Here is an 18,552-nt window from a genome sequence, read left to right as displayed (position 1 = left end):
TGTGACACTCGCGTCTAGTGTGATGACAGCGATTGCAGGGCGGCAATGACCGATCAGACCCCCGAAAATACCCAGCTCTTTCTGACAGCGGCGATGCCGTGCCCGTATCTGCCGGGCCGCCAGGAGCGGAAGCTCTTCACCCATCTGACCGGCCGGCGCGCCGCAACGCTCCATCACCTGTTGAGCGACAACGGCTTCCGCCGCAGCCAGAACCTGATCTACCGCCCCGCCTGCGACGGCTGCGCGGCCTGCCAGTCGGTGCGGATCGTCGCCACCGAGTTTGTGGCCTCGGCACGTTATCGCCGGGTGCAGAAGGCCAATGCGGATATTTCCGTCGAAGTCTGCCAGCCGCGCGCCACGGCCGAGCAGTTTGCGCTGTTCAAGCGCTATCTCGATGCCCGCCACTCGGGCGGCGGCATGACACAGATGAGCTTTGTCGACTATGAGTACATGGTTGAGGATACCCCGGTGCAGACAGTGCTGGTGGAGTATCGGCTGAACTCGGTGCCCGGCCGGCCACTGGTCGCCGTGGCGCTGACCGACGTGATGCCGGACGGCCTCTCCATGGTCTACAGCTTCTACGAACCCGACCTCGCGTCCCGCGGGCTCGGGAACCTCCTGATCCTCGACCATATCGAACAGGTCAAGCTCGCCGGGCTGCGCTACGTTTACCTCGGCTACTGGGTCAAGGACTCGCCTAAGATGGCCTACAAAGGCCGGTTCAGCCCACTCGAAGTGCAACGCGGGCCATTGGGGTGGCGGCTGCTGGAATAGGGGAGGGGGGCGACCTCGCTCACTGAGGCAACAGCCGTTTCTTGTTGATCGCGTCCGAGAGTAGGATCTGCGTATCGCCTGGTTTTAGTTCGTCTAGGATGGCGTTCTGGAAGCGTACATTCAGACTTTCAATGCGCAGTGCCAATTCCTTGAGTGTTCCAAAAGTTAGCTTCCACTCGAACGGGTGCCTTGGTCCTAGCCAACTGAACGCAGATCGTGCCTCGGGATCCTCTAGCACAACCTGCTCTGCTGAGGACCATGACCCATGAGCCACTCGATCACGTAGAAACTGCGCATCTCGAGTCTCCCTTATCAGAGCAAGGAAGCGGTCCCTGTGCGGCTGTGCAAACTCTCCGGAGACTAGGTTTTGTAGCGTATCGAGACGGCCCTTAGTCGAGCGGTCACTGCGAAACGCCTCCAGTTGCTCCTCGTCATCCCGTAGTAGTGCTTCGGTGGCGACGCCTAGCAGCATCTCCAATGAACTCCACTGGACCACAATCATTCCGATCGCCCATAGTTGGCGATCAGAAGGCGCCACTTGGAAGCTGAAGTCTTTTCGGCTTGGGAACATCTAGTTCCTGTGGCATTGGCGGCGGGTCAGGTCATCACCCCACGAACCTGTTGTTCTTCGGGAACCCCGTTGGCACCTGGCGGCCGGCGGTGGCGCGGTCGGCGATCCATTCGGGGAGTTCGGACATCGGCTTGGTGTAGGTGCGGCCCGAGGAGTCGGTCCAGGTGAGGCCGGTCGCTGACGCAAACGTCTTGAGGTCAGAGAGCCCGCCATCCTTGAACTTTTGCAGCCGGACGCCCTTGCCGCGGCCCATTTCGGGCAGTTCGGTGAGGGGGAAGACCAGGAGTTTGCGGTTCTGGCCCACGGTCGCGACCATGTCGCCATCGACGGGAACGAGGAGCAGCGCTTCCTCGGTGCCCGTGACGTTGAGCACCTGCTTGCCCTTCCGGGTATTGGCGATCAGCTCGTCTTCCGAGACGATGAAGCCGTCGCCCTTGCGCGAGGCGATGACGCGCTTTTTGCCGGGGCGATAGACGAAGAGATCGACAAGGTCCTGGCCCTCCTCGATATCGACCATAAGCCGCACCGGTTCGCCCTGGCTGCGGCCGCCGGGGAGGCGGTCGCCGGCGAGGGTGTAGACCTTGCCGCCGGTGGAGAGCAGCAGCAGCTTGTCGGTCGTCTGCGCGTGCACAAAGAGCTTCAGCCGGTCACCGGTCTTGAAGCCCTTTTCGTCGATCTCAGTGGTGTGGCCGCGCATCGAGCGGATCCAGCCCTTTTCGGAGAGGATCACGGTGATCGGCTCGCGCTCGATCATGGCGGTGGCCACCTCGTCGAGGTCGACTTCGGTGGCTTCGGAGAAATCGGTGCGGCGGCGGCCACGCGGCGTATCCTTGCCGTAGTCCTTCTTCAGCTCGCCGATCTGGCGGGCGATCTCGCCCCACTGCTTGCGCTCGGAGGCGAGGAGGGCTTCGAGGTGACCCTTCTCCTCGGTCAGCGCCTTGTGCTCGGTGCGGAGTTCGATCTCCTCGAGCTTGCGCAGGGAGCGCAGGCGCATGTTGAGGATGGCTTCGGCCTGCACATCGGTGAGGTTGAACGTCGCCATCAGCGAGGCCTTGGCATCGTCCTCCTCGCGGATGATGCGGATCACCTCGTCGAGGTTGAGGTAGGCGATGATGTAGCCGTCGAGCACTTCCAGCCGGCGCGAGATTTCGCCCAGCCGGTTGTTGGTGCGGCGCACCAGCACGTCCTTGCGGTGCTGCAGCCAGGCGGCGATCGCCTCCTTGAGGCTCATCACCTTGGGGACGGTGCCGCGATCGAGCACGTTGAGGTTGAGTGGAATGCGCTGTTCGAGCTCGCTGAGCTTGAACAACTGCTCCATCAGGATCACCGGGTCGACCGTGCCGGCGCGGGGCTCGATGACGAGCCGCACATCGTCGGCGCTTTCGTCGCGGATGTCCTTCAAGAGCGGCAGTTTCTTCGCCAGCAACAGTTCGGCGATCTTTTCGACCAGCTTCGACTTCTGCACCCCATAAGGGATCTCGGTGACGACGATCTGGTAGACGCCGCGTCCCTTGTCCTCGCGTACCCAGCGCGAGCGAAGGCGGAACGAGCCGCGGCCGGTCTCATAGGCATTGAGGATCGAGGGGGCCTTTTCGACGAGGATGCCGCCGGTGGGGAAATCCGGGCCGGGGATGAACTGCATGAGCTCGGCGACGGTCGCCGAGGGGTTCATGATCAGGTGCAGTGCCGCGTCGCAGATTTCGGCAACGTTGTGCGGCGGCACCGAGGTGGCCATGCCGACGGCGATGCCCTGCGAGCCATTGGCGAGGAGGTTCGGGAAGTTCGCCGGCAGCACCACCGGCTCTTCGTTCGAGCCGTCATAGGTGGGCTTGAAATCGACAGCGTCGTCCTGGATGCCCTCAAGAAGGCGCATCGCCACATCGGTCATGCGCGCTTCGGTATAGCGATAGGCGGCGGCGCCATCCCCATCGATATTGCCAAAATTGCCCTGGCCATCGACCAGCGGGTAGCGCATGGCGAAGTCCTGCGCGAGGCGGACCATGGCGTCATAGATCGACTGGTCGCCGTGCGGGTGGAAACCACCGATCACGTCGCCGACCACTTTGGCGGATTTCTTGTAGGGCTCGTTCGGCGATAGCCGGAGGAGGCGCATAGCGTGGAGGATACGGCGGTGCACGGGCTTCAGCCCGTCGCGCGCATCGGGCAGGGCGCGCTGGGTGATCGTTGATAGCGCATAGGACAGGTAACGCTCTTCGAGCGCCTGGCGCAGGTCGACAATGCGTTGGTCGTCGCCGGGAGGGATCAGGTCGGGGTCGTCAGCCATGGGCCGTCTTGAGCATGCGAATCATCGCTGCACTATAGCGGTTCCGGGCGTTTGCGGGGCTTTGGCGCCGCCGCATCCCCAACCGAGAGCGGGGGAGCGCTGAGCACTCCCCCGCCGGTCGTTACAATCAGAGATTGCAGTAGTGATACTTGCCGTCATAGCCGAGGAACTGGTCGGTGCGGGAATTGTACGAGCGGTACGCATCCTCGCAGCGGGCCACATGGCTGCTCGACATGTTTTCGTTGGAGTTGTTCAGGCCATTGGCCACAGCTGCGCCGATCACGAAGCCGAACAGGCCCGAGGCAAAGTTTCCAACGGTCGGGCGGTTCCAGCGGTACCAGTCCTGGTAATTGTTCTTGGACCAGTGGTGACGGTTCTGGTGCCAGTCATCGCAGCCGCGCAGGTTCGGGTGCATGTTGCACTGCTGCTGCACATAGCGTTCCTGCGAGCCGGAGTTCATGTTGAACGAGGCCGCGCTGGCCGGAGCGGGCAGGGCCATGGCGCCAGCGAGAGCGGTGGCGATGACAGCGGCGAAAAGTTTCTTCATTTTTTTGTTCTCCTTTGGGTTTTGTGTACCGACCCAGTGGAGGGAAAACCCGTAGAGCGCGATTTGGTTGCGTCACGGCTGCGGCACCGAAGGCAGGCGCCGGGTCTTTCTTCGGACGTGGAAATCTGCGATACCAATAGCGTTCGCGCGACTGGCGAGATCAGATGGGGCACCATCGGGGAACGCGAACGAGAGCATGCCGCTCGCCTGGGCACCCGTTTGAACGTCACAGGGAGCCCGCATGACCAGTGCAATCCAACATCCTTCCCGGCTGCGTGTCAGCCTTGGAATCGCCGGAACCGGCGTGCTACAGCCAGCCGAACCCACAAGCCCCCATTTTCTGAACGGGAGATGCCAATGAGCGCCGTCCAGAGCTCCCCGCTCTTTCCGAAGTTCTTTTCGAACACCCTCAGTGAAACCGATCCGGAGATCGCCGAGGCGATCCAACTGGAACTCGGCCGCCAGCAGCACGAGATCGAACTGATCGCGTCCGAAAACATCGTGTCACGCGCAGTGCTTGAAGCGCAGGGCTCGATCATGACCAACAAGTACGCCGAGGGCTATCCCGGCAAGCGCTACTACGGCGGCTGTCAGTATGTGGATATCGCCGAGACGCTGGCGATCTCTCGTGCCAAGCAACTGTTCGGCGCCAACTTCGCCAATGTGCAGCCCAACTCGGGCAGCCAGATGAACCAGGCGGTGTTCCTCGCGCTCCTGCAGCCGGGCGACACGTTCATGGGGCTCGATCTCAACTCGGGCGGTCACCTGACGCACGGTTCGCCGGTCAACATGAGCGGCAAGTGGTTCAAGGTCGTCAGCTACGGCGTGCGCCGCGACGACAACCTGCTCGACATGGACGAAGTGGCGCGGCTCGCTCGCGAGCACAAGCCCAAGCTGATCGTCGCGGGCGGCACCGCCTATTCGCGCGTCTGGGACTGGGCGAGGTTCCGCGAGATCGCCGATGAAGTCGGCGCCTACCTGATGGTCGACATGGCCCACATCGCCGGGCTCGTTGCCGGTGGCGCGCATCCCTCGCCGGTGCCGCATGCGCATGTGACGACCACCACAACGCATAAATCCCTTCGCGGCCCGCGGGGCGGCATGATCCTCACCAATGACGAAGAGATCGCCAAGAAGATCAACTCGGCGGTGTTCCCTGGCCTCCAGGGCGGGCCGCTTATGCATGTGATTGCCGCCAAAGCGGTGGCCTTCAAGGAAGCGCTGCAGCCCGAATTCAAGGCCTATGCGCACCAGGTCGTGTCCAACGCCCGCACGCTGGCGGCGACGCTGAAGGAAGACGGGCTCGAGATCGTCTCCGGCGGCACCGACAACCACCTGATGCTGGTCGATCTCAGGAAGAAGAACGCCACCGGCAAGCGGGCAGAGCAAGGGCTTGGGCGCGCCTATATCACCTGCAACAAGAACGGCATCCCGTTCGACCCCGAAAAGCCGTTCGTGACCTCCGGCGTGCGCCTTGGCACCCCGGCGGGCACGACGCGCGGCTTTGGCGAGGCCGAGTTCCGCGAGATCGGCAAGCTGATCGTCGAGGTGCTGGATGGTTTGCGAGAGGCCAACTCCGACGAGGGCAATGCCGCCGTTGAAGCGGCCGTCCGCGACAAGGTGATGGCGCTGACCGGGCGATTCCCGATCTACTCCAACTAAGATGATCTGGGGCGGCACCCCTCATCCGGCGCCGCGCGCCACCTTCTCCCCGACGGGGAGAAGAATGGGCGGTGGCCAGATCGAGCCACTCTTTTCCTCTCCCAGTCGGGGAGAGGGTGGATCGGCCGTAAGGCCGAGACGGTTGAGGGGTTCTGAAACTCAACAAGTGAGGCGAGCCAATGCGCTGTCCCTATTGCGGAAATGACGACACGCAGGTCAAGGACAGCCGGCCGACCGAGGATTCCAACTCGATCCGCCGCCGGAGGATATGCCCCTCTTGCGGCGGACGCTTCACGACCTTCGAGCGGGTGCAGTTGCGCGAGCTGCTGATTGTCAAGAAATCGGGCCGCAAGGTGCCGTTCGATCGCGACAAGCTGGCGCGGTCAGTGAATACGGCGCTGAGAAAGCGCGATGTTGAGCCAGAGCGGGTCGAGCGCATGATCTCGGGCGTGGTGCGCCAACTGGAGAGCTTGGGCGATACCGAGATCAGCTCCGAGACGGTGGGGCAGTTCGTCATGGAGGGCCTTAAGGGCCTGGATGACGTGGCGTTCGTACGCTTCGCGTCAGTGTACAAGAACTTCTCGGCTGCCGACGATTTCCGGTCGTTTCTGACCGAACTGGGCAATGACGAGCGCAGCAAGCCCAACCGCGAAGACGATTGAGATTGCGGTCAACGCCTTCGATGGGTAAGCCAAAGTGGCAATCCATGGCGGGCAACCCCCGCACAACGAAATGACTCTCCAGATATGGCGCAGCCCAGCCCCCGCGATCCCAACAGCACGCGTACCGCCAACCAGCGCGGCGCCGCTCGCCTTGCTGCAGTGCAGGCGCTCTACCAGATGGACGTTGGCCGCCAGACGCTTGAGGATACGCTGAGCCAGTTCAGCGCTGTGCATCTCGGCCGCGAGATCGAGGGTGACGAATATCTTCCGGCCGATGCGGACTTCTTCCGCCAGATCGTCACCGGCGTGATCAAGAGCCAGTTGCAGATTGACCCGGCGGTCGACAACGCGCTGGTCGATGGCTGGCCCATGGGCCGCATCGACGCGACGCTCCGCGCCATCCTCCGTGCCGCAACGTTCGAGCTGCTGCGCCGCAAGGACATTCCCGTGCGGGTGGTGATCACCGAGTATGTCGACGTCGCCAAGGCCTTCTACGAGGATGACGCCCCCAAGATGGTCAACGGCGTGCTCAACGCGGTGGCCGAAGCCGCTGGCCGCGATGATGATGACGCGGTGAAATCGAAGTAAGCAGCGATGACTGATATGGAGAGCAAGACCGGTTCGCCGTTGCGCAATATCGGCCTGCTCGCCATGTCGCAGGCGGCCCTTGGCTCCAACCAGGCGATTCTTGGCGCGATCGCCTCGCTGACCACTATCACTATGGTCGCCGACAAACGCTTTTCTACCGTTCCGGTAAGCCTGATGATCATCGGCGCCGCGCTGATGACGGGGCCCGCCGCATGGCTGATCCACAGCCTTGGCCGTCGCACCGGCTTCATGCTGGGAGCGGGCGCCGCAATCCCCGCAGCCCTGCTTGCGGCTTACGCAGCGCTCACTGGCAATATCTGGCTCTTCGGCCTCGCCCTGGCTGTGCTTGGCGCCAGCAGTGCATTCGCCAATCAGTATCGCTTTGCAGCTGCCGACAGCGTGCCGGAGGCGCTGAAGGCGCGGGCCATCTCCTGGGTGCTATTCGGCGGTGTGTTATCGGGCTTCATCGGCCCCTGGATGAGTATCCTGACCAAGGACCTGATCCCCGGCCGTACGTTCACTGGCACCTATCTCGCGATGGCCGCATTGGCTGCGGTAGCCGTCGCGCTGCTGAGCCAGACCCAGCTGGCGCCAACGGTGCGCCGGACCGAGGATCGGAAAGGCGGACGCCCGCTGGTGGTGCTGTTGCGTACACCCTCGATCATCATCCCCATGCTGACCGCCGCCGTCAGCTACGCTCTGATGGTGCTGGTGATGGTCGCAGCACCCGTCGCGATGGTCTATCTTTGCGGGCTGACGACCGAGGATGCCGCGCTGGCTATCCAGTGGCACGTGGTGGCGATGTTCGCGCCGAGCTTTGTCACTGGCGGCGTCATCTCCAAGATCGGCGCGCAGTTGACGGCAGCCATTGGTCTGCTGCTCATCGCTGGTGCAGCGTTGGTCAACCTCAACGGCATCACCGTAATGCACTTTGTGGTTTCGCTCGTGCTGGTGGGGGTTGGCTGGAATTTCGGATTCATCGCCTCAACCGCGATGCTGGCTTCGGCTTATCGTCCAGAGGAAGCTGCGCGGGTGCAGGGACTGAACGAACAGGTCGTGTTCGGCGTCATGGCGCTGGCTTCGATCGCGTCAGGCCTGCTGCTGGAATTGATCGGCTGGCAGTCGATCAATGTGCTGGTGTTGCCAGTCTCGACGGCCGGGGTTCTCGTCCTCGGCTTGTGGCAGTTGCGGCGCGCCCCGAGCTGAGCCCAGGGCGCCTTCCGGCTAGAACGACGAAACCAGGGAGTCGATGAACGAGCGGTCCTGGCCGTAGGACGGGGTGCGGCGGCTCTCGATGTTGAACGCCTTGCCGTCCTTGATGCCCAGCCGCTCGGTATCCTTCACCTTCATGTTCTTGTCGAAATAGATGGCAAGCAGCGTACGTTCCTTGGAGAGCGGCATGCCGAAGGCGGTCTGCACCACCTTTTCACCCAGGTAGTACCAGGCCGTTTCTTCGCCGAAATTGTTGGTCGCCTGCGGCGAGCCGAGCACGGCTGTAACCAGTTGGGCGCTTTGGCCAACACGGATCTGCTTTACCGCATCCTCGGAGATTTCGTAGCCGCGCGCCTTGTTCTGCGTAAGGCTGAGCCCACTTGTACAGGCAGTCAGGGTCAGGCCGACCAGGGCGGCCATAGCGATCGGGGTGGAGCGGCGGAGAACGGTGCGCAAAGGCATCAATTTGACTTTCCCGATGGCTGTCGACTAATACCACGACCTCGTCGGCCGCCGGACTGTTTAGCTGCCAAAACCTTCTTCTGGCAAGCTGGCTTGGCCCCAAGCTCTGACCCGTCCACACCACAAGTAAACCCTCCGACACACAACCGGAGCGAGACCGATGATATTGAACCTGTTCAGAAAATCCCCGAAGACCGAAGCAGTGTCTGCCGTTTATCGCGCCATTGTGGCGCAATCCCGGCAGCCGGTCTTCTATGCCGAATGGGGCGTGCCGGATACGGTGACGGGCCGATTTGACATGATTTCGCTGCACCTCGCTCTGCTCTTCAGGCGCCTGCGCCGGGAAAAACCCGGTGGCGTCGAATTCAGCCAGCTGGTTTTCGATCTCTTTTTCAAGGACATGGACCGCTCGTTGCGCGAGCTTGGGGTCACGGACCTCGGCGTGCCAAAAAAGATCCAGAAAATGAGCACCGCGTTCTTTGGGTTGATGACGAGCCTCAATGAGGCCATGGATCGCGATGACCGGCCGGGCGTCGAGGCTGTGCTGGAACGCAACCTGTTCGAGCCCGGACAGGCGCCTCCGATGGAAGTGTTGAGCAACTACCTGTTTGCCCAATCGGAACAGATGAATGCCATAGCGGCGTCGGACATCATGGGCGGCAAACTGAATACGGGAGTCGCTGCATGAGCGGGCCATATGATCGCACGCGAATCGCCGATGCCAGCATCCGGCTCGATTCGATGCCCAATGACGGGCGTGACCTTAAGCTCAAGGTCGGCGAAGACGATCGCAAAGCGATCGCTGATTTTCTCAACATCACTACCGTCGAGGCGCTCGATGTCACCCTGCACGCTGTGCGCTTCCGCGGTGGCATGCGGGTGACCGGCCGCCTCGTTGCTTCGATCGTCCAGCCCAGCGTTGTATCGCTCGAGCCGGTGCGGCAGCAGATCGCCGAGCCGATTGACCGGGTGTTTCTGCCCGGCGGCGAAAAGTCCTTTGCCGAACAGGCCAATGCCGAGATCTTCGTGGACCCTGATGGCGAAGACATTCCGGACCATTTCGAGGGCAACGAAGCAGACCTCTCAGATCTGATCGTTGAAACCCTGTCCCTCGCTATCGATCCGTACCCGCGTATTGGCGACGAGAGCGTGGGCGAGGTTGGCGATGCGAGGGATATTGAGGCGGAGCGGCCCTTTGCTGCCCTGAAGGTCCTGAAACTGCCCGACGACAAGGGCTGACGGGCAGGGGTTGCACGGCATATGCGAATGAGTAATGTGGCGCACGCCCCCAAAAGGGGACGCTGGTTCAGGCGGCAATGAGCGATTCCATCAGGATTTCCGTAGACGCGATGGGGGGCGACAAGGGTCCCCGCGCCGCAATGCTGGGCGCGCGTCTGTTCTGGCGCGAGCGCCGGAACACGACCTACATTTTCCACGGACGGCAGGCCGAACTTGAGCCGCTGCTTGAAGAATTCCCCGATCTGAAGCCGATTTCGCGGGTCGCGCACAGCGACGTGGTGATCACCATGGACGACAAGCCGTCGCAGGCGCTGCGCAAGGGGCGGGGCAGTTCATCGATGTGGGCTGCCATCCAGTCGGTGAAAGACGGCGAGGCGGATTTTGCCATTTCAGGCGGCAATACCGGTGCCCTGATGGCGATGGCAACGTTCTGTTTGAGGCCGATCGAAGGGATTTCACGCCCGGCGATCGCTGCAATCTGGCCGACGCTCAGGACGGACATCATCGTACTCGATGTTGGTGCGACCGTCGGCGGCGATGCCAAGCAATTGTGCGATTTTTCGATTCTGGGCGCAGCATTGGCGCGGGCGCTGTTCGACCAGGAACTGCCGACCGTGGGGCTGCTCAACGTCGGCACCGAAGAGATGAAGGGCCACGACGAGGTGAAGGAAGCCGCGCGCATCCTGCACGCCGCCAGTGGCTCTGGCTTCATCTACCACGGCTTTGTCGAGGGCGACGATATCGGAAAGGGCACGGTCGACGTGGTGGTCACCGAGGGCTTTGCCGGCAATATCGCGCTGAAGACCGCTGAGGGCACGGCGCGGCAGGTAGGCACCTATATCCGCAACGCGCTGACCGCCGATATCCTCTCCAAGCTCGGCGCGCTGATCGCCGGCCAGGCCTTGCAGGCGCTGCGCCGCAAGCTCGATCCGCGCAATATCAATGGCGGTGTGTTCCTGGGGCTCAATGGCGTCGTCATCAAGAGCCATGGCGGCACCGACGAGATCGGTTTCAAGGGCGCCTTGGGTCTCGGCTATGAAATGGCGCGCAACCGCGTCATGGACAAGATCGGGGAGGGCATGCGCAAATTCCCCACCCTGAACGCGGCTCCCACCGCCATCCCCGAAGCAGAGGCAAAACCCGCGTGACCGACCGCAAAACCATCATCCGCAGCGTCGGTGCCTATCTGCCGGCGCGCATTCTCACCAACGAAGAACTTGCGAAAACCGTCGACACATCCGACGAGTGGATCGTGCAGCGGACCGGCATCCGGCAGCGCCATATCGCCGCCGAAGGTGAAAACACCTCCGATCTCGCCGCTGCGGCGGGCCGGCGCGCCATGGAGAACGCCGGGCTTGAGATCGGCGATATCGATCTGATCGTCTGCGCCACGACCACGCCGGACATGACGTTTCCTGCCACCGCCGCGATCGTCCAGCAAAAGCTCGGTATGCATCACGGCGCGGCCTTCGACATCCAGGCCGTGTGCTCGGGCTTCGTCTATGCCGTTGGCACGGCGGACTCATTTCTGAAGAACGGCATGGGCAAGCGCGCCCTCGTCATCGGCGCCGAGACCGCTTCCCGCCTGCTCGACTGGAACGATCGCACCACCTGCGTGCTGTTCGGCGATGGCGCCGGTGCGGTGGTGATGGAAATGGGAAAGCCAAGCGAACCCGAGCGTGGCGTGCTGGCGACTGCGCTCCGTTCGGACGGCCATTTCTGGAACAAGCTCTATACCGATGGCGGGCCGAGCTCGACGCAGTCCATGGGTCACGTCCGCATGGAAGGCAAGGAAGTCTTCAAGCACGCCGTCGGCATGATCACCGACGTAGTCTACAAAGTGCTCGAAGACACCGGCCACACCATCGAAGACCTGGATTGGTTCGTGCCGCACCAGGCGAACAAACGGATCATCGACGGGGCAGGGGTCAAACTGGGCCTGCCGCCCGAAAAGGTGGTGATCACAGTGGATCGCCACGCCAATACTTCTGCCGCATCGGTGCCCTTGGCGCTGAATACCGCCGTTGCCGATGGCAGGATCAAACGCGGTGATCTGGTGATGATCGAAGCGATGGGCGGTGGATTCACCTGGGGCGCCTCGCTCATCCGCTGGTAATTTGCAGCGAAAGCAGCGTTGTTTTGGTGTCATTGCGTAGTCGCATTAGTCCCTAGCCTTTGATTGTTAAGTGAGATTGCCAGTAGCTTAGCGCCGCGTTAGTCTCCCCGTACCGTGGGTGGGGGCGCCTCGCGGACGGAATACGGTTTGGCGGAACGAGGGGGCAGTGCATGGTACAGAAAACAGTAACCCGAGCGGACCTGGCAGAGGCGGTCTACGAAGCCGTCGGCCTGTCGCGGACAGAATCGGCCGAGCTCGTCGAGCGCGTTCTAGATATGATCGGCGATGCGCTTGTTGAGGGTGAAAACGTCAAGCTATCCTCATTTGGCTCGTTCCAGGTGCGCTCCAAAAATCAGCGTATTGGCCGCAACCCGAAGACGGGCGAAGAGGTGCCAATTCTGCCGCGCCAGGTTCTGGTGTTCAAACCCAGCAACGTGTTGAAATCCAAGATCAACAAATCTATGGTCCGCTCTGGAAAATAAGACTCTTTCCGGAACGGGTGAGTCCTTGGACAAATCTCCAGACGCCTTTCGAACCATTTCTGAAGCGGCCGATGAACTCGACCTGCCGCAGCACGTGCTGCGCTTTTGGGAAACGCGGTTTTCGACCATAAAGCCGCTTAAGCGCGGCGGCGGCCGGCGCTATTACCGCCCCGAAGATGTGCTGCTGCTCAAGGGCATCCGCCATCTGCTCTATGATCAGGGCTTCACCATCAAGGGTGTGCAGCGGATCCTGAAGGATCAGGGCATCCGAGCGGTTATCGCGATTGGTGACGGCAGATCGCTGGACTCGCTGCCTCCGCCGAGCCCTGCCGACGAGGAATTCGAAACTGAATCGGCCGATCTGCCTGAAGTCGCACCGAAAGTGCGCCACGTAGATCCGGAAGATTCCCCCCGTCCCGTGTCTCGCAGCGGCCTCAACGCATCGGATCGCGAAAAGCTGTCGAACGTGCTGCGCGACTTGCTGGATGCCAAGCGCCTGCTGGAGCGCGCTCGCGAAGGCTGATCTAGTCGAAGGCGACGAGGAGACTTGCACATGTTGCGCAAATCCCCTCGCCCCAACACTAGAGACTGTGGACGCAGCTTCTCTTTGTGTCCGCGATATACTGAGCCCATTATCGATTTGCGTTTTTGATCTGCAGCAAAACGCGCATGAATAAATGCGGAGCCGCGCGGTTGCGGCTCCAGGTTGCTTGTATTTTACGCTCGCTTGGGAATCTGCACGTCCTTGAGCAGGATCGTCAGCACCATCGCAGCCACATACATTGCCGCGACCCAGAGGAACATCACGTTGATGCCCGCCGAATAGTGCCCCAGCACAACCTGCCGCGCCTCGGGAGAGAGGGCAGCCGCGATGTGCGGCGAAAGCCCCGTGAGGCCGCCGGGCAGGGCAGCAGCCGCATCGGCGGGCAGCAGGCTGTTCTGGACATTGAGCGCCCAGGTCATTACCGCGCCGTTGACCGCTAGACCGAGGCTGGCGCCGACTGTGCGAGCCTGGGTGACGACGCCGGTGGCGGCGCCGATATCGCTCGGCGGCGCCGCGGCCTGGATGGCGACCATCAGCACCTGGAACTGCAGGCCCATGCTGATGCCGAACACCGCCATCATGATGCCGAGCACCCAAAGCGAAGTGGCACTATTGATGAAGGTAAAGCCCACCATCAGTGCGGCGCCAACCGCCATTGCGACGACCGGCATCCACTTGTAGCGCCCGGTAGTGGCAATGATCCGTCCTGCGATGACCGACACCACCATGGACGTGGCCGACGCGGGGAGGAACAGGAAACCGACTTCGGCCGGCCCGAGCCCGGTGAGGGTCTGGAAGTAGAGCGCGAAGTAAAAGAACATGCCGAGGGTGGAGGCGCCGGCCAGGACCGACACGCCCGAAACGATCGAGATGGTGTGGTTCTTGAACAGGCGCAGCGGGATGATCGGCTCTACCGAGCGGTTTTCCACCCGCACGAAGGCGATGCCCGCGGCAATGCCGATGACGGGGAGGATGAAGGTCAGGAGGTCAGGGCCGCCTGGATCGAGGACGTGGTCGCTCCAGTAGACGATGGCCGTGGTAGCAATCGCGATGAGCACGCCGCCGAGCCAATCGACCTTGTGCTGCTTTTCAACGAACTTGCGCTTCATTGCGGCGCCGATGACGAAGAGCACCACGATGCCGATCGGCAGGTTGACGAGGAACACCCAGCGCCAGCCGAACAGGTCAGTGATGTATCCGCCGGCCACAGGGCCGAGGATCGAGCTCAAAGCGAAGACGGCTGAGGTGTAGCCTTGGTACTTGGCTCGGTCGCGCGGGCCAAAAAGTTCGCCGATCATGGCGAAAGCCGAGACCATCAGCCCGCCGCCACCAATGCCTTGCAGCACCCGGGCAGCAATCAGGCTTTCCATCGACCACGCCATACCGCAGATCGCTGAGCCGATGAGGAACAGCACGATGGCGGTCATGACCACGATCTTCCGCCCATACATGTCGCCGAGCTTGCCGTAGAACGGCGACACAGCGGCAGTGGAGAGAAGGTAGGCAGAGCCGACCCACCCGAAGAGGTGCAGATTGCCCAACTCACCGGCAATGGTTGGGAGCGCTGTCACCACGATCTGCATGTCCATGGAGGCCATGAACATCGCAATGAGGGCGCCGAAATAGACAAGCATCGTCGCGCGATCGGGACGCGCGGGAGCTTCGGACGTGACGCCGGAAAGGGATGGGGAATCTGTAGCCATCGGAAATCTCCAAAACAGGCGCACTTAATGTGCCCGGGTCACATGTATGTCAATAGCATATATATGTCATGTGCATGCAATTGACTGGAGCATGTAATTTTGCTAGGGACGCTTTATGAGCACCGACGATCGCGCCGACCCGGCTGTGAATTTGCACATGATCTGCCAGACCCAGGGCGACCAGAATTTGGTGGCCTTGGCGCGCGCCAATGGACTTGGTGCAGAGGCCGCGGACGCGGTTGCCGCCATCGACGCGGTGATGGCGAAGGTGCGGCGATCGGTGATGCGGCGCGAGTACGGCCGGCAGCTCATGGCAGCGCTTGACTCTGACCTGGATGTTGCCCACCTCGACGTGATTGGCGCCATCGGACATGGCCCAACAGTGTGGGGCGAAGCTGGACCTGAGGAAGTCACAGTCGGCCTCATTGCCGAGCGGTTGGCCATCGACCCGTCGCGCGCGAGCCGTCTCAGCGCCGAGGTTGTGGAGCGGGGCTACGTGCGCCGCGTTGCCTCACAACTCGACGCCCGCCGCATCTGCCTCGAGCTTACCCCTAAGGGGAAGCGCTTCGTTGAGGCGGTGCGACAGAACAAATGGAACAGGCTTGCCAGCGCCTTGGGCCAGTGGAACGAGGCCGACCTCGTGACCTTTGCGCTGCTGTTCGAGCGTTTTTCCGGCTGGGCCACGGACAGTGACGGCATCCATCGGTCTGCCGAGGCTATTCGCAAGAGCATGGAAGCCGACGAAAGGGCCGAAAACTCGGCCTTTGCTGAAGCCAAATAGCTACATCCAGCCTTTTCCGGCCAATGTAGCGACGACCATGTCGGCTATCATCCGTCCACCCTTGGCGCTGATGTGACCTTCGTCGCGGTAAAGCGGCGCGCCATCCAGCTCGTTAAGGCAACGGTTGGGGACAATCGAGTTGCAGAACAGCACTGAAGGATCCAGCACGAGTACGTCCCCGCCCCTCTGAGAAGCGCCCAGCAGGATCTGCCGGCCTGTGTCGGCGCGGCTCTTGAACACGTCGAATGAAGTCGCGAGCGGGAAGACGGCACCGGCCCCAGCCGCGAACCTTCGTGCAACGCGCTCCGGAACATTCCAGGCGGTCTCCGGCACGGCCTGAATCAGAACCACGCGTCGGCCCATGCGGTGCAACCTATCGATGGTCGCTACAAATGCTGAGGATAGGGCGTTGCGATACGCGGTGTCTGGCACCCGGTAGGCCGTACCGTTGACGGTCGGAATGAACTCATTGGGACGCTCCACCCCGCCCTCGAGGTTATTGAAGCCTGACAGCTCAGCCCACTGCGTCCAGCGCGCCAGCAGAATCACGGTTTTGATCTCTGGATGCTGTTCGAGGATGCTGAACCCTGCGTCGAGGCCTTTGGGGCAGTCCCTTACGGTGCCTTTTTCATCAACTCGATCAAGGCCAACCAACGCGGGGCAACCACTACGGCTGAAGACCGTGAGACCCACGCCCCGGCCGGCCAACGCGTCGCCAAGCTGCGGCGCCAGGGCGGCCGCGTGGCTATCGCCCATCAGAGCGACAGTGATGTTCTCAGTATTGCCGAATGCACAGGTCTGTACAGTTTTTGGGGGCTTGCTGGTGGACGGGCATTCAGCCGAACGGTCGTCCGCCACAGCAAGGATCGCCTGTACCTGCGGTGTCAGCCGCTGTGGCAGACCCCCGCTGAAACTGAACACGAGGCCGAGCCCTGCGAAAGCCAGTAGGGTCGCTGCCGCGCCGACCAGGAGTACCGCGCGCTGCCGACCTCTTCTGGACCGTCCGCGTCGCCAAGGTTGTTCGACGTATCTCCAGCTCAATGCCGCTAGGGCAAATGTCGCAACGATGAGCCCGACCACAAGCAGCGGCGCATAGCTCGAACTGGAGAGCACATCGCCGCCGGCAAGGACCCGCGTGAACGCGAAAAGCGGCTGGTGAATGAGGTAGGCGCTATAGCTAAGCAGACCGCACCAGCGTAGCCCCGCAAAGGACAAGAGGCGTGCAATGAGCGTTTCTTCGGTGGCATATAGCAGAACAAGGCAGGTGCCGGCCACTGGTAGGATGGTGGGCAGGGAGGGCCACGGCGTGTGGCCGTCAAACAGAACATAGCTCACGGCAATAAGACCAACACCGAGCGCCGACAGACCCTGCCGAAATCGTCCGAGCGGCAGCCGGCCAAGGGTCGCGCTCATGGCGCCAGCCAAAAGCTCGAAGGCCCTTGAAAGGCTTGAGTAGAAGTTATCCAGCGGCGCGACGCCGGAGGTAATGATGGCGATTCCGAACGATAGCAGCGCTATCCCCGCCAGCCACCAGACCAGCCTGCCAGACAATCGTGAGAGGAGCACGAGTGCCAACGGAAACACGACGTAGAACTGCTCCTCGACCGACAGGCTCCAGGTGTGCATAAGCGGCTGCAGCGTGTTGGCCGCGTCAAAATAGTCGCGGCCGAGACTGAGGTAGTTGGCGGCAAACAGTGACGTGAATGTGAGCTGGGACCCCACATCGACAAGTTCGTGCGGAAACAGCACCACGACCGAGACGCCGGCCGCTAGCGCCATGGTCACAACGAGCGCTGGCAATATTCGGCGTACGCGCCGCTCGTAGAACCCCCAGATATTCAGTCTTCCGGTGTCGCGCAGCTCGCCGACAAGCAACTGAGTGATCAAGTAGCCGCTGATGACGAAAAAGATATCTACGCCGATAAACCCGGCAGGCAGAAGACTTGCGTTGGCGTGGTAGACCACGACGGGCAATATGGCCAGGGCACGAAGGCCGTCGATTTCACTGCGGTGTTGCATGACGGCCATTCGGTTGCGCAGTTTTGTTCTAGGCATGGCAGGTCTTGCGGCGCAACGGGCATTCGCGCCGAGGTCACAGCCTTCGCCGATTTGCTTGACAGCACAGGTGGTGAGCACAAAGTGAGGGGATGACTGGCTTACCCGGCAGACGAGTATCCTCAGTCGCTATCGAACCCACGAACTGCGCTTAGTCATGTCAAAAACCACCCCAGCGACAATAGCACTTGAAAAGGCCGGAGTGGCCTTCACCCTGTTTCCGTATGAGTACGATCCGGATGCGCCGCGGGTTGGGCTGCAGGCCGCCGAAGCGCTTGGGCGCTCGCCTGATCAGGTGTTCAAGACGCTGATGGCGGAAGTTGACGGAAAACCAGTGTGCGTCGTGGTGCCGTCGGATTGCGAAGTCAGCATGAAGAAGCTGGCAGCGGCGTTCAATGGCAAAGCCGCCAACATGATGAAGCCGCCCGACGCCGAGCGCCTGACGGGTTTCAAGGTGGGGGGCATCAGTCCCTTCGGCCAGCGCCGTAAGGTGCCTACCGCCGTAGATGAAACCGCAGAACTGTTCGATGAGGTGCTGATCAATGGCGGCCAGCGCGGATTGCTTCTGGGATTGCGCCCCGGCGACGCCATACGCGCCGCCGAGGCGAAACTCAGCGATCTGACAGCGTAACGCTGCTTAGAATACCGCGAGGTATTTCAGCAGCGCGATGATGCCGATGATGATCACCACGATCTGGATGATCTGGCGGACCCGCGCCTCGACAGGCAGGCGCTGAACCAGCCAAAGGATCAACACAACCACCAGGAAGGTGATGAGAATTCCGATCAATACGGACATATGAAAGTCTCCAAGCCGCCCCATGCAGCCAATATGCAACGCATGAGACCGATTTTCGTTCGCCTTGCCGC

General features: G+C 61.9%; 19 protein-coding genes and 1 riboswitch. Of the genes, 13 read left to right on the top strand and 6 right to left on the bottom strand.

Annotation, left to right across the window (positions count from 1 at the left end; genetic code table 11):
* Positions 1-45 precede the first annotated feature (45 nt).
* Positions 46-774 carry an arginyltransferase gene (locus ACO06J_RS08415; RefSeq protein ID WP_421760250.1) on the top strand — a complete coding sequence of 243 codons (729 nt, stop codon included), beginning with the start codon at positions 46-48 and terminating at the stop codon, positions 772-774.
* A gap of 605 nt (positions 775-1,379) precedes the next feature.
* On the opposite strand, the gene parC is transcribed toward ACO06J_RS08415, so the two are convergent.
* Both parC and ACO06J_RS08405 read right to left on the bottom strand, forming a co-directional pair.
* A complete protein-coding gene (parC, locus tag ACO06J_RS08410) occupies positions 1,380-3,629 on the bottom strand; it encodes a DNA topoisomerase IV subunit A (RefSeq protein WP_421760249.1) in 2,250 nt (749 codons plus the stop codon).
* A gap of 127 nt (positions 3,630-3,756) precedes the next feature.
* Complete coding sequence (locus ACO06J_RS08405; RefSeq protein ID WP_421760248.1) at positions 3,757-4,176, bottom strand: BA14K family protein; 420 nt, start codon at positions 4,174-4,176, stop codon at positions 3,757-3,759.
* A 137-nt stretch (positions 4,177-4,313) separates the two neighbouring features.
* Positions 4,314-4,396: riboswitch (ZMP/ZTP riboswitch) on the top strand.
* Between the two features lie 137 nt (positions 4,397-4,533).
* Between ACO06J_RS08405 and glyA the strand changes: the two genes are divergently transcribed.
* From glyA to ACO06J_RS08385, 4 genes are all read left to right on the top strand, one after another.
* Entirely contained in the window at positions 4,534-5,838 is a 1,305-nt protein-coding gene (glyA, locus tag ACO06J_RS08400) for a serine hydroxymethyltransferase (protein WP_421760247.1), read from the top strand.
* A 179-nt stretch (positions 5,839-6,017) separates the two neighbouring features.
* Positions 6,018-6,500 carry a transcriptional regulator NrdR gene (gene nrdR, locus ACO06J_RS08395; RefSeq protein WP_421760246.1) on the top strand — a complete coding sequence of 161 codons (483 nt, stop codon included), beginning with the start codon at positions 6,018-6,020 and terminating at the stop codon, positions 6,498-6,500.
* Between the two features lie 84 nt (positions 6,501-6,584).
* On the top strand, positions 6,585-7,088 hold the full coding sequence (gene nusB / locus ACO06J_RS08390; protein WP_421760245.1) for a transcription antitermination factor NusB: 504 nt from the start codon (positions 6,585-6,587) through the stop codon (positions 7,086-7,088).
* A 6-nt stretch (positions 7,089-7,094) separates the two neighbouring features.
* Entirely contained in the window at positions 7,095-8,294 is a 1,200-nt protein-coding gene (locus tag ACO06J_RS08385) for an MFS transporter (protein WP_421760244.1), read from the top strand.
* 18 nt (positions 8,295-8,312) lie between these two features.
* Here ACO06J_RS08385 and ACO06J_RS08380 read toward each other — a convergent pair whose 3' ends face one another.
* Complete coding sequence (locus ACO06J_RS08380) at positions 8,313-8,762, bottom strand: outer membrane protein assembly factor BamE (protein ID WP_421760243.1); 450 nt, start codon at positions 8,760-8,762, stop codon at positions 8,313-8,315.
* 160 nt (positions 8,763-8,922) lie between these two features.
* On the opposite strand from ACO06J_RS08380, the gene ACO06J_RS08375 reads away from it, so the two are divergent.
* The 6 genes from ACO06J_RS08375 (at position 8,923) to ACO06J_RS08350 (ending at position 13,122) form a co-directional block, all read left to right on the top strand.
* Positions 8,923-9,450 carry a ubiquinol-cytochrome C chaperone family protein gene (locus ACO06J_RS08375; protein WP_421760242.1) on the top strand — a complete coding sequence of 176 codons (528 nt, stop codon included), beginning with the start codon at positions 8,923-8,925 and terminating at the stop codon, positions 9,448-9,450.
* Positions 9,447-10,001: a YceD family protein gene (locus ACO06J_RS08370; protein ID WP_421760241.1), complete on the top strand. Its 555-nt coding sequence runs from the start codon at positions 9,447-9,449 to the stop codon at positions 9,999-10,001. The genes ACO06J_RS08375 and ACO06J_RS08370 overlap by 4 nt, the downstream gene beginning before the upstream one ends.
* 77 nt (positions 10,002-10,078) lie before the next feature.
* Positions 10,079-11,149, top strand: a complete 1,071-nt coding sequence (plsX, locus tag ACO06J_RS08365) for a phosphate acyltransferase PlsX (protein WP_421760240.1) — start codon at positions 10,079-10,081, stop codon at positions 11,147-11,149.
* Positions 11,146-12,117 carry a beta-ketoacyl-ACP synthase III gene (locus tag ACO06J_RS08360; protein WP_421760239.1) on the top strand — a complete coding sequence of 324 codons (972 nt, stop codon included), beginning with the start codon at positions 11,146-11,148 and terminating at the stop codon, positions 12,115-12,117. The genes plsX and ACO06J_RS08360 overlap by 4 nt, the downstream gene beginning before the upstream one ends.
* Before the next feature lie 170 nt (positions 12,118-12,287).
* Positions 12,288-12,599, top strand: a complete 312-nt coding sequence (locus tag ACO06J_RS08355; protein ID WP_421760238.1) for an integration host factor subunit alpha — start codon at positions 12,288-12,290, stop codon at positions 12,597-12,599.
* A 25-nt stretch (positions 12,600-12,624) separates the two neighbouring features.
* A complete protein-coding gene (locus tag ACO06J_RS08350) occupies positions 12,625-13,122 on the top strand; it encodes a MerR family transcriptional regulator (protein ID WP_421760237.1) in 498 nt (165 codons plus the stop codon).
* Positions 13,123-13,316: 194 nt separating this feature from the next.
* Here the strand turns inward: ACO06J_RS08350 and ACO06J_RS08345 are convergent, their stop codons facing one another.
* Positions 13,317-14,777, bottom strand: coding sequence for an MDR family MFS transporter (locus ACO06J_RS08345; protein ID WP_421762472.1), 1,461 nt, complete (start codon positions 14,775-14,777; stop codon positions 13,317-13,319).
* A gap of 184 nt (positions 14,778-14,961) precedes the next feature.
* Between ACO06J_RS08345 and ACO06J_RS08340 the strand changes: the two genes are divergently transcribed.
* Complete coding sequence (locus ACO06J_RS08340) at positions 14,962-15,627, top strand: MarR family winged helix-turn-helix transcriptional regulator (RefSeq protein ID WP_421760236.1); 666 nt, start codon at positions 14,962-14,964, stop codon at positions 15,625-15,627.
* On the opposite strand, the gene ACO06J_RS08335 is transcribed toward ACO06J_RS08340, so the two are convergent.
* Positions 15,628-17,646: an acyltransferase family protein gene (locus ACO06J_RS08335; RefSeq protein ID WP_421760235.1), complete on the bottom strand. Its 2,019-nt coding sequence runs from the start codon at positions 17,644-17,646 to the stop codon at positions 15,628-15,630.
* A 193-nt stretch (positions 17,647-17,839) separates the two neighbouring features.
* Between ACO06J_RS08335 and ybaK the strand changes: the two genes are divergently transcribed.
* Complete coding sequence (ybaK, locus tag ACO06J_RS08330; RefSeq protein WP_421760234.1) at positions 17,840-18,313, top strand: Cys-tRNA(Pro) deacylase; 474 nt, start codon at positions 17,840-17,842, stop codon at positions 18,311-18,313.
* A 6-nt stretch (positions 18,314-18,319) separates the two neighbouring features.
* On the opposite strand, the gene ACO06J_RS08325 is transcribed toward ybaK, so the two are convergent.
* Positions 18,320-18,481: a Thivi_2564 family membrane protein gene (locus ACO06J_RS08325; RefSeq protein ID WP_421760233.1), complete on the bottom strand. Its 162-nt coding sequence runs from the start codon at positions 18,479-18,481 to the stop codon at positions 18,320-18,322.
* Between the last annotated feature and the right edge of the window lie 71 nt (positions 18,482-18,552).

This window comes from Devosia sp. (genome assembly GCF_965229025.1).
Taxonomy (GTDB): Bacteria; Pseudomonadota; Alphaproteobacteria; order Rhizobiales; family Devosiaceae; genus Devosia_A.
Note: the sequence above shows the minus strand (reverse complement) of the source record. Positions and strands in the feature narration are given on the sequence as shown.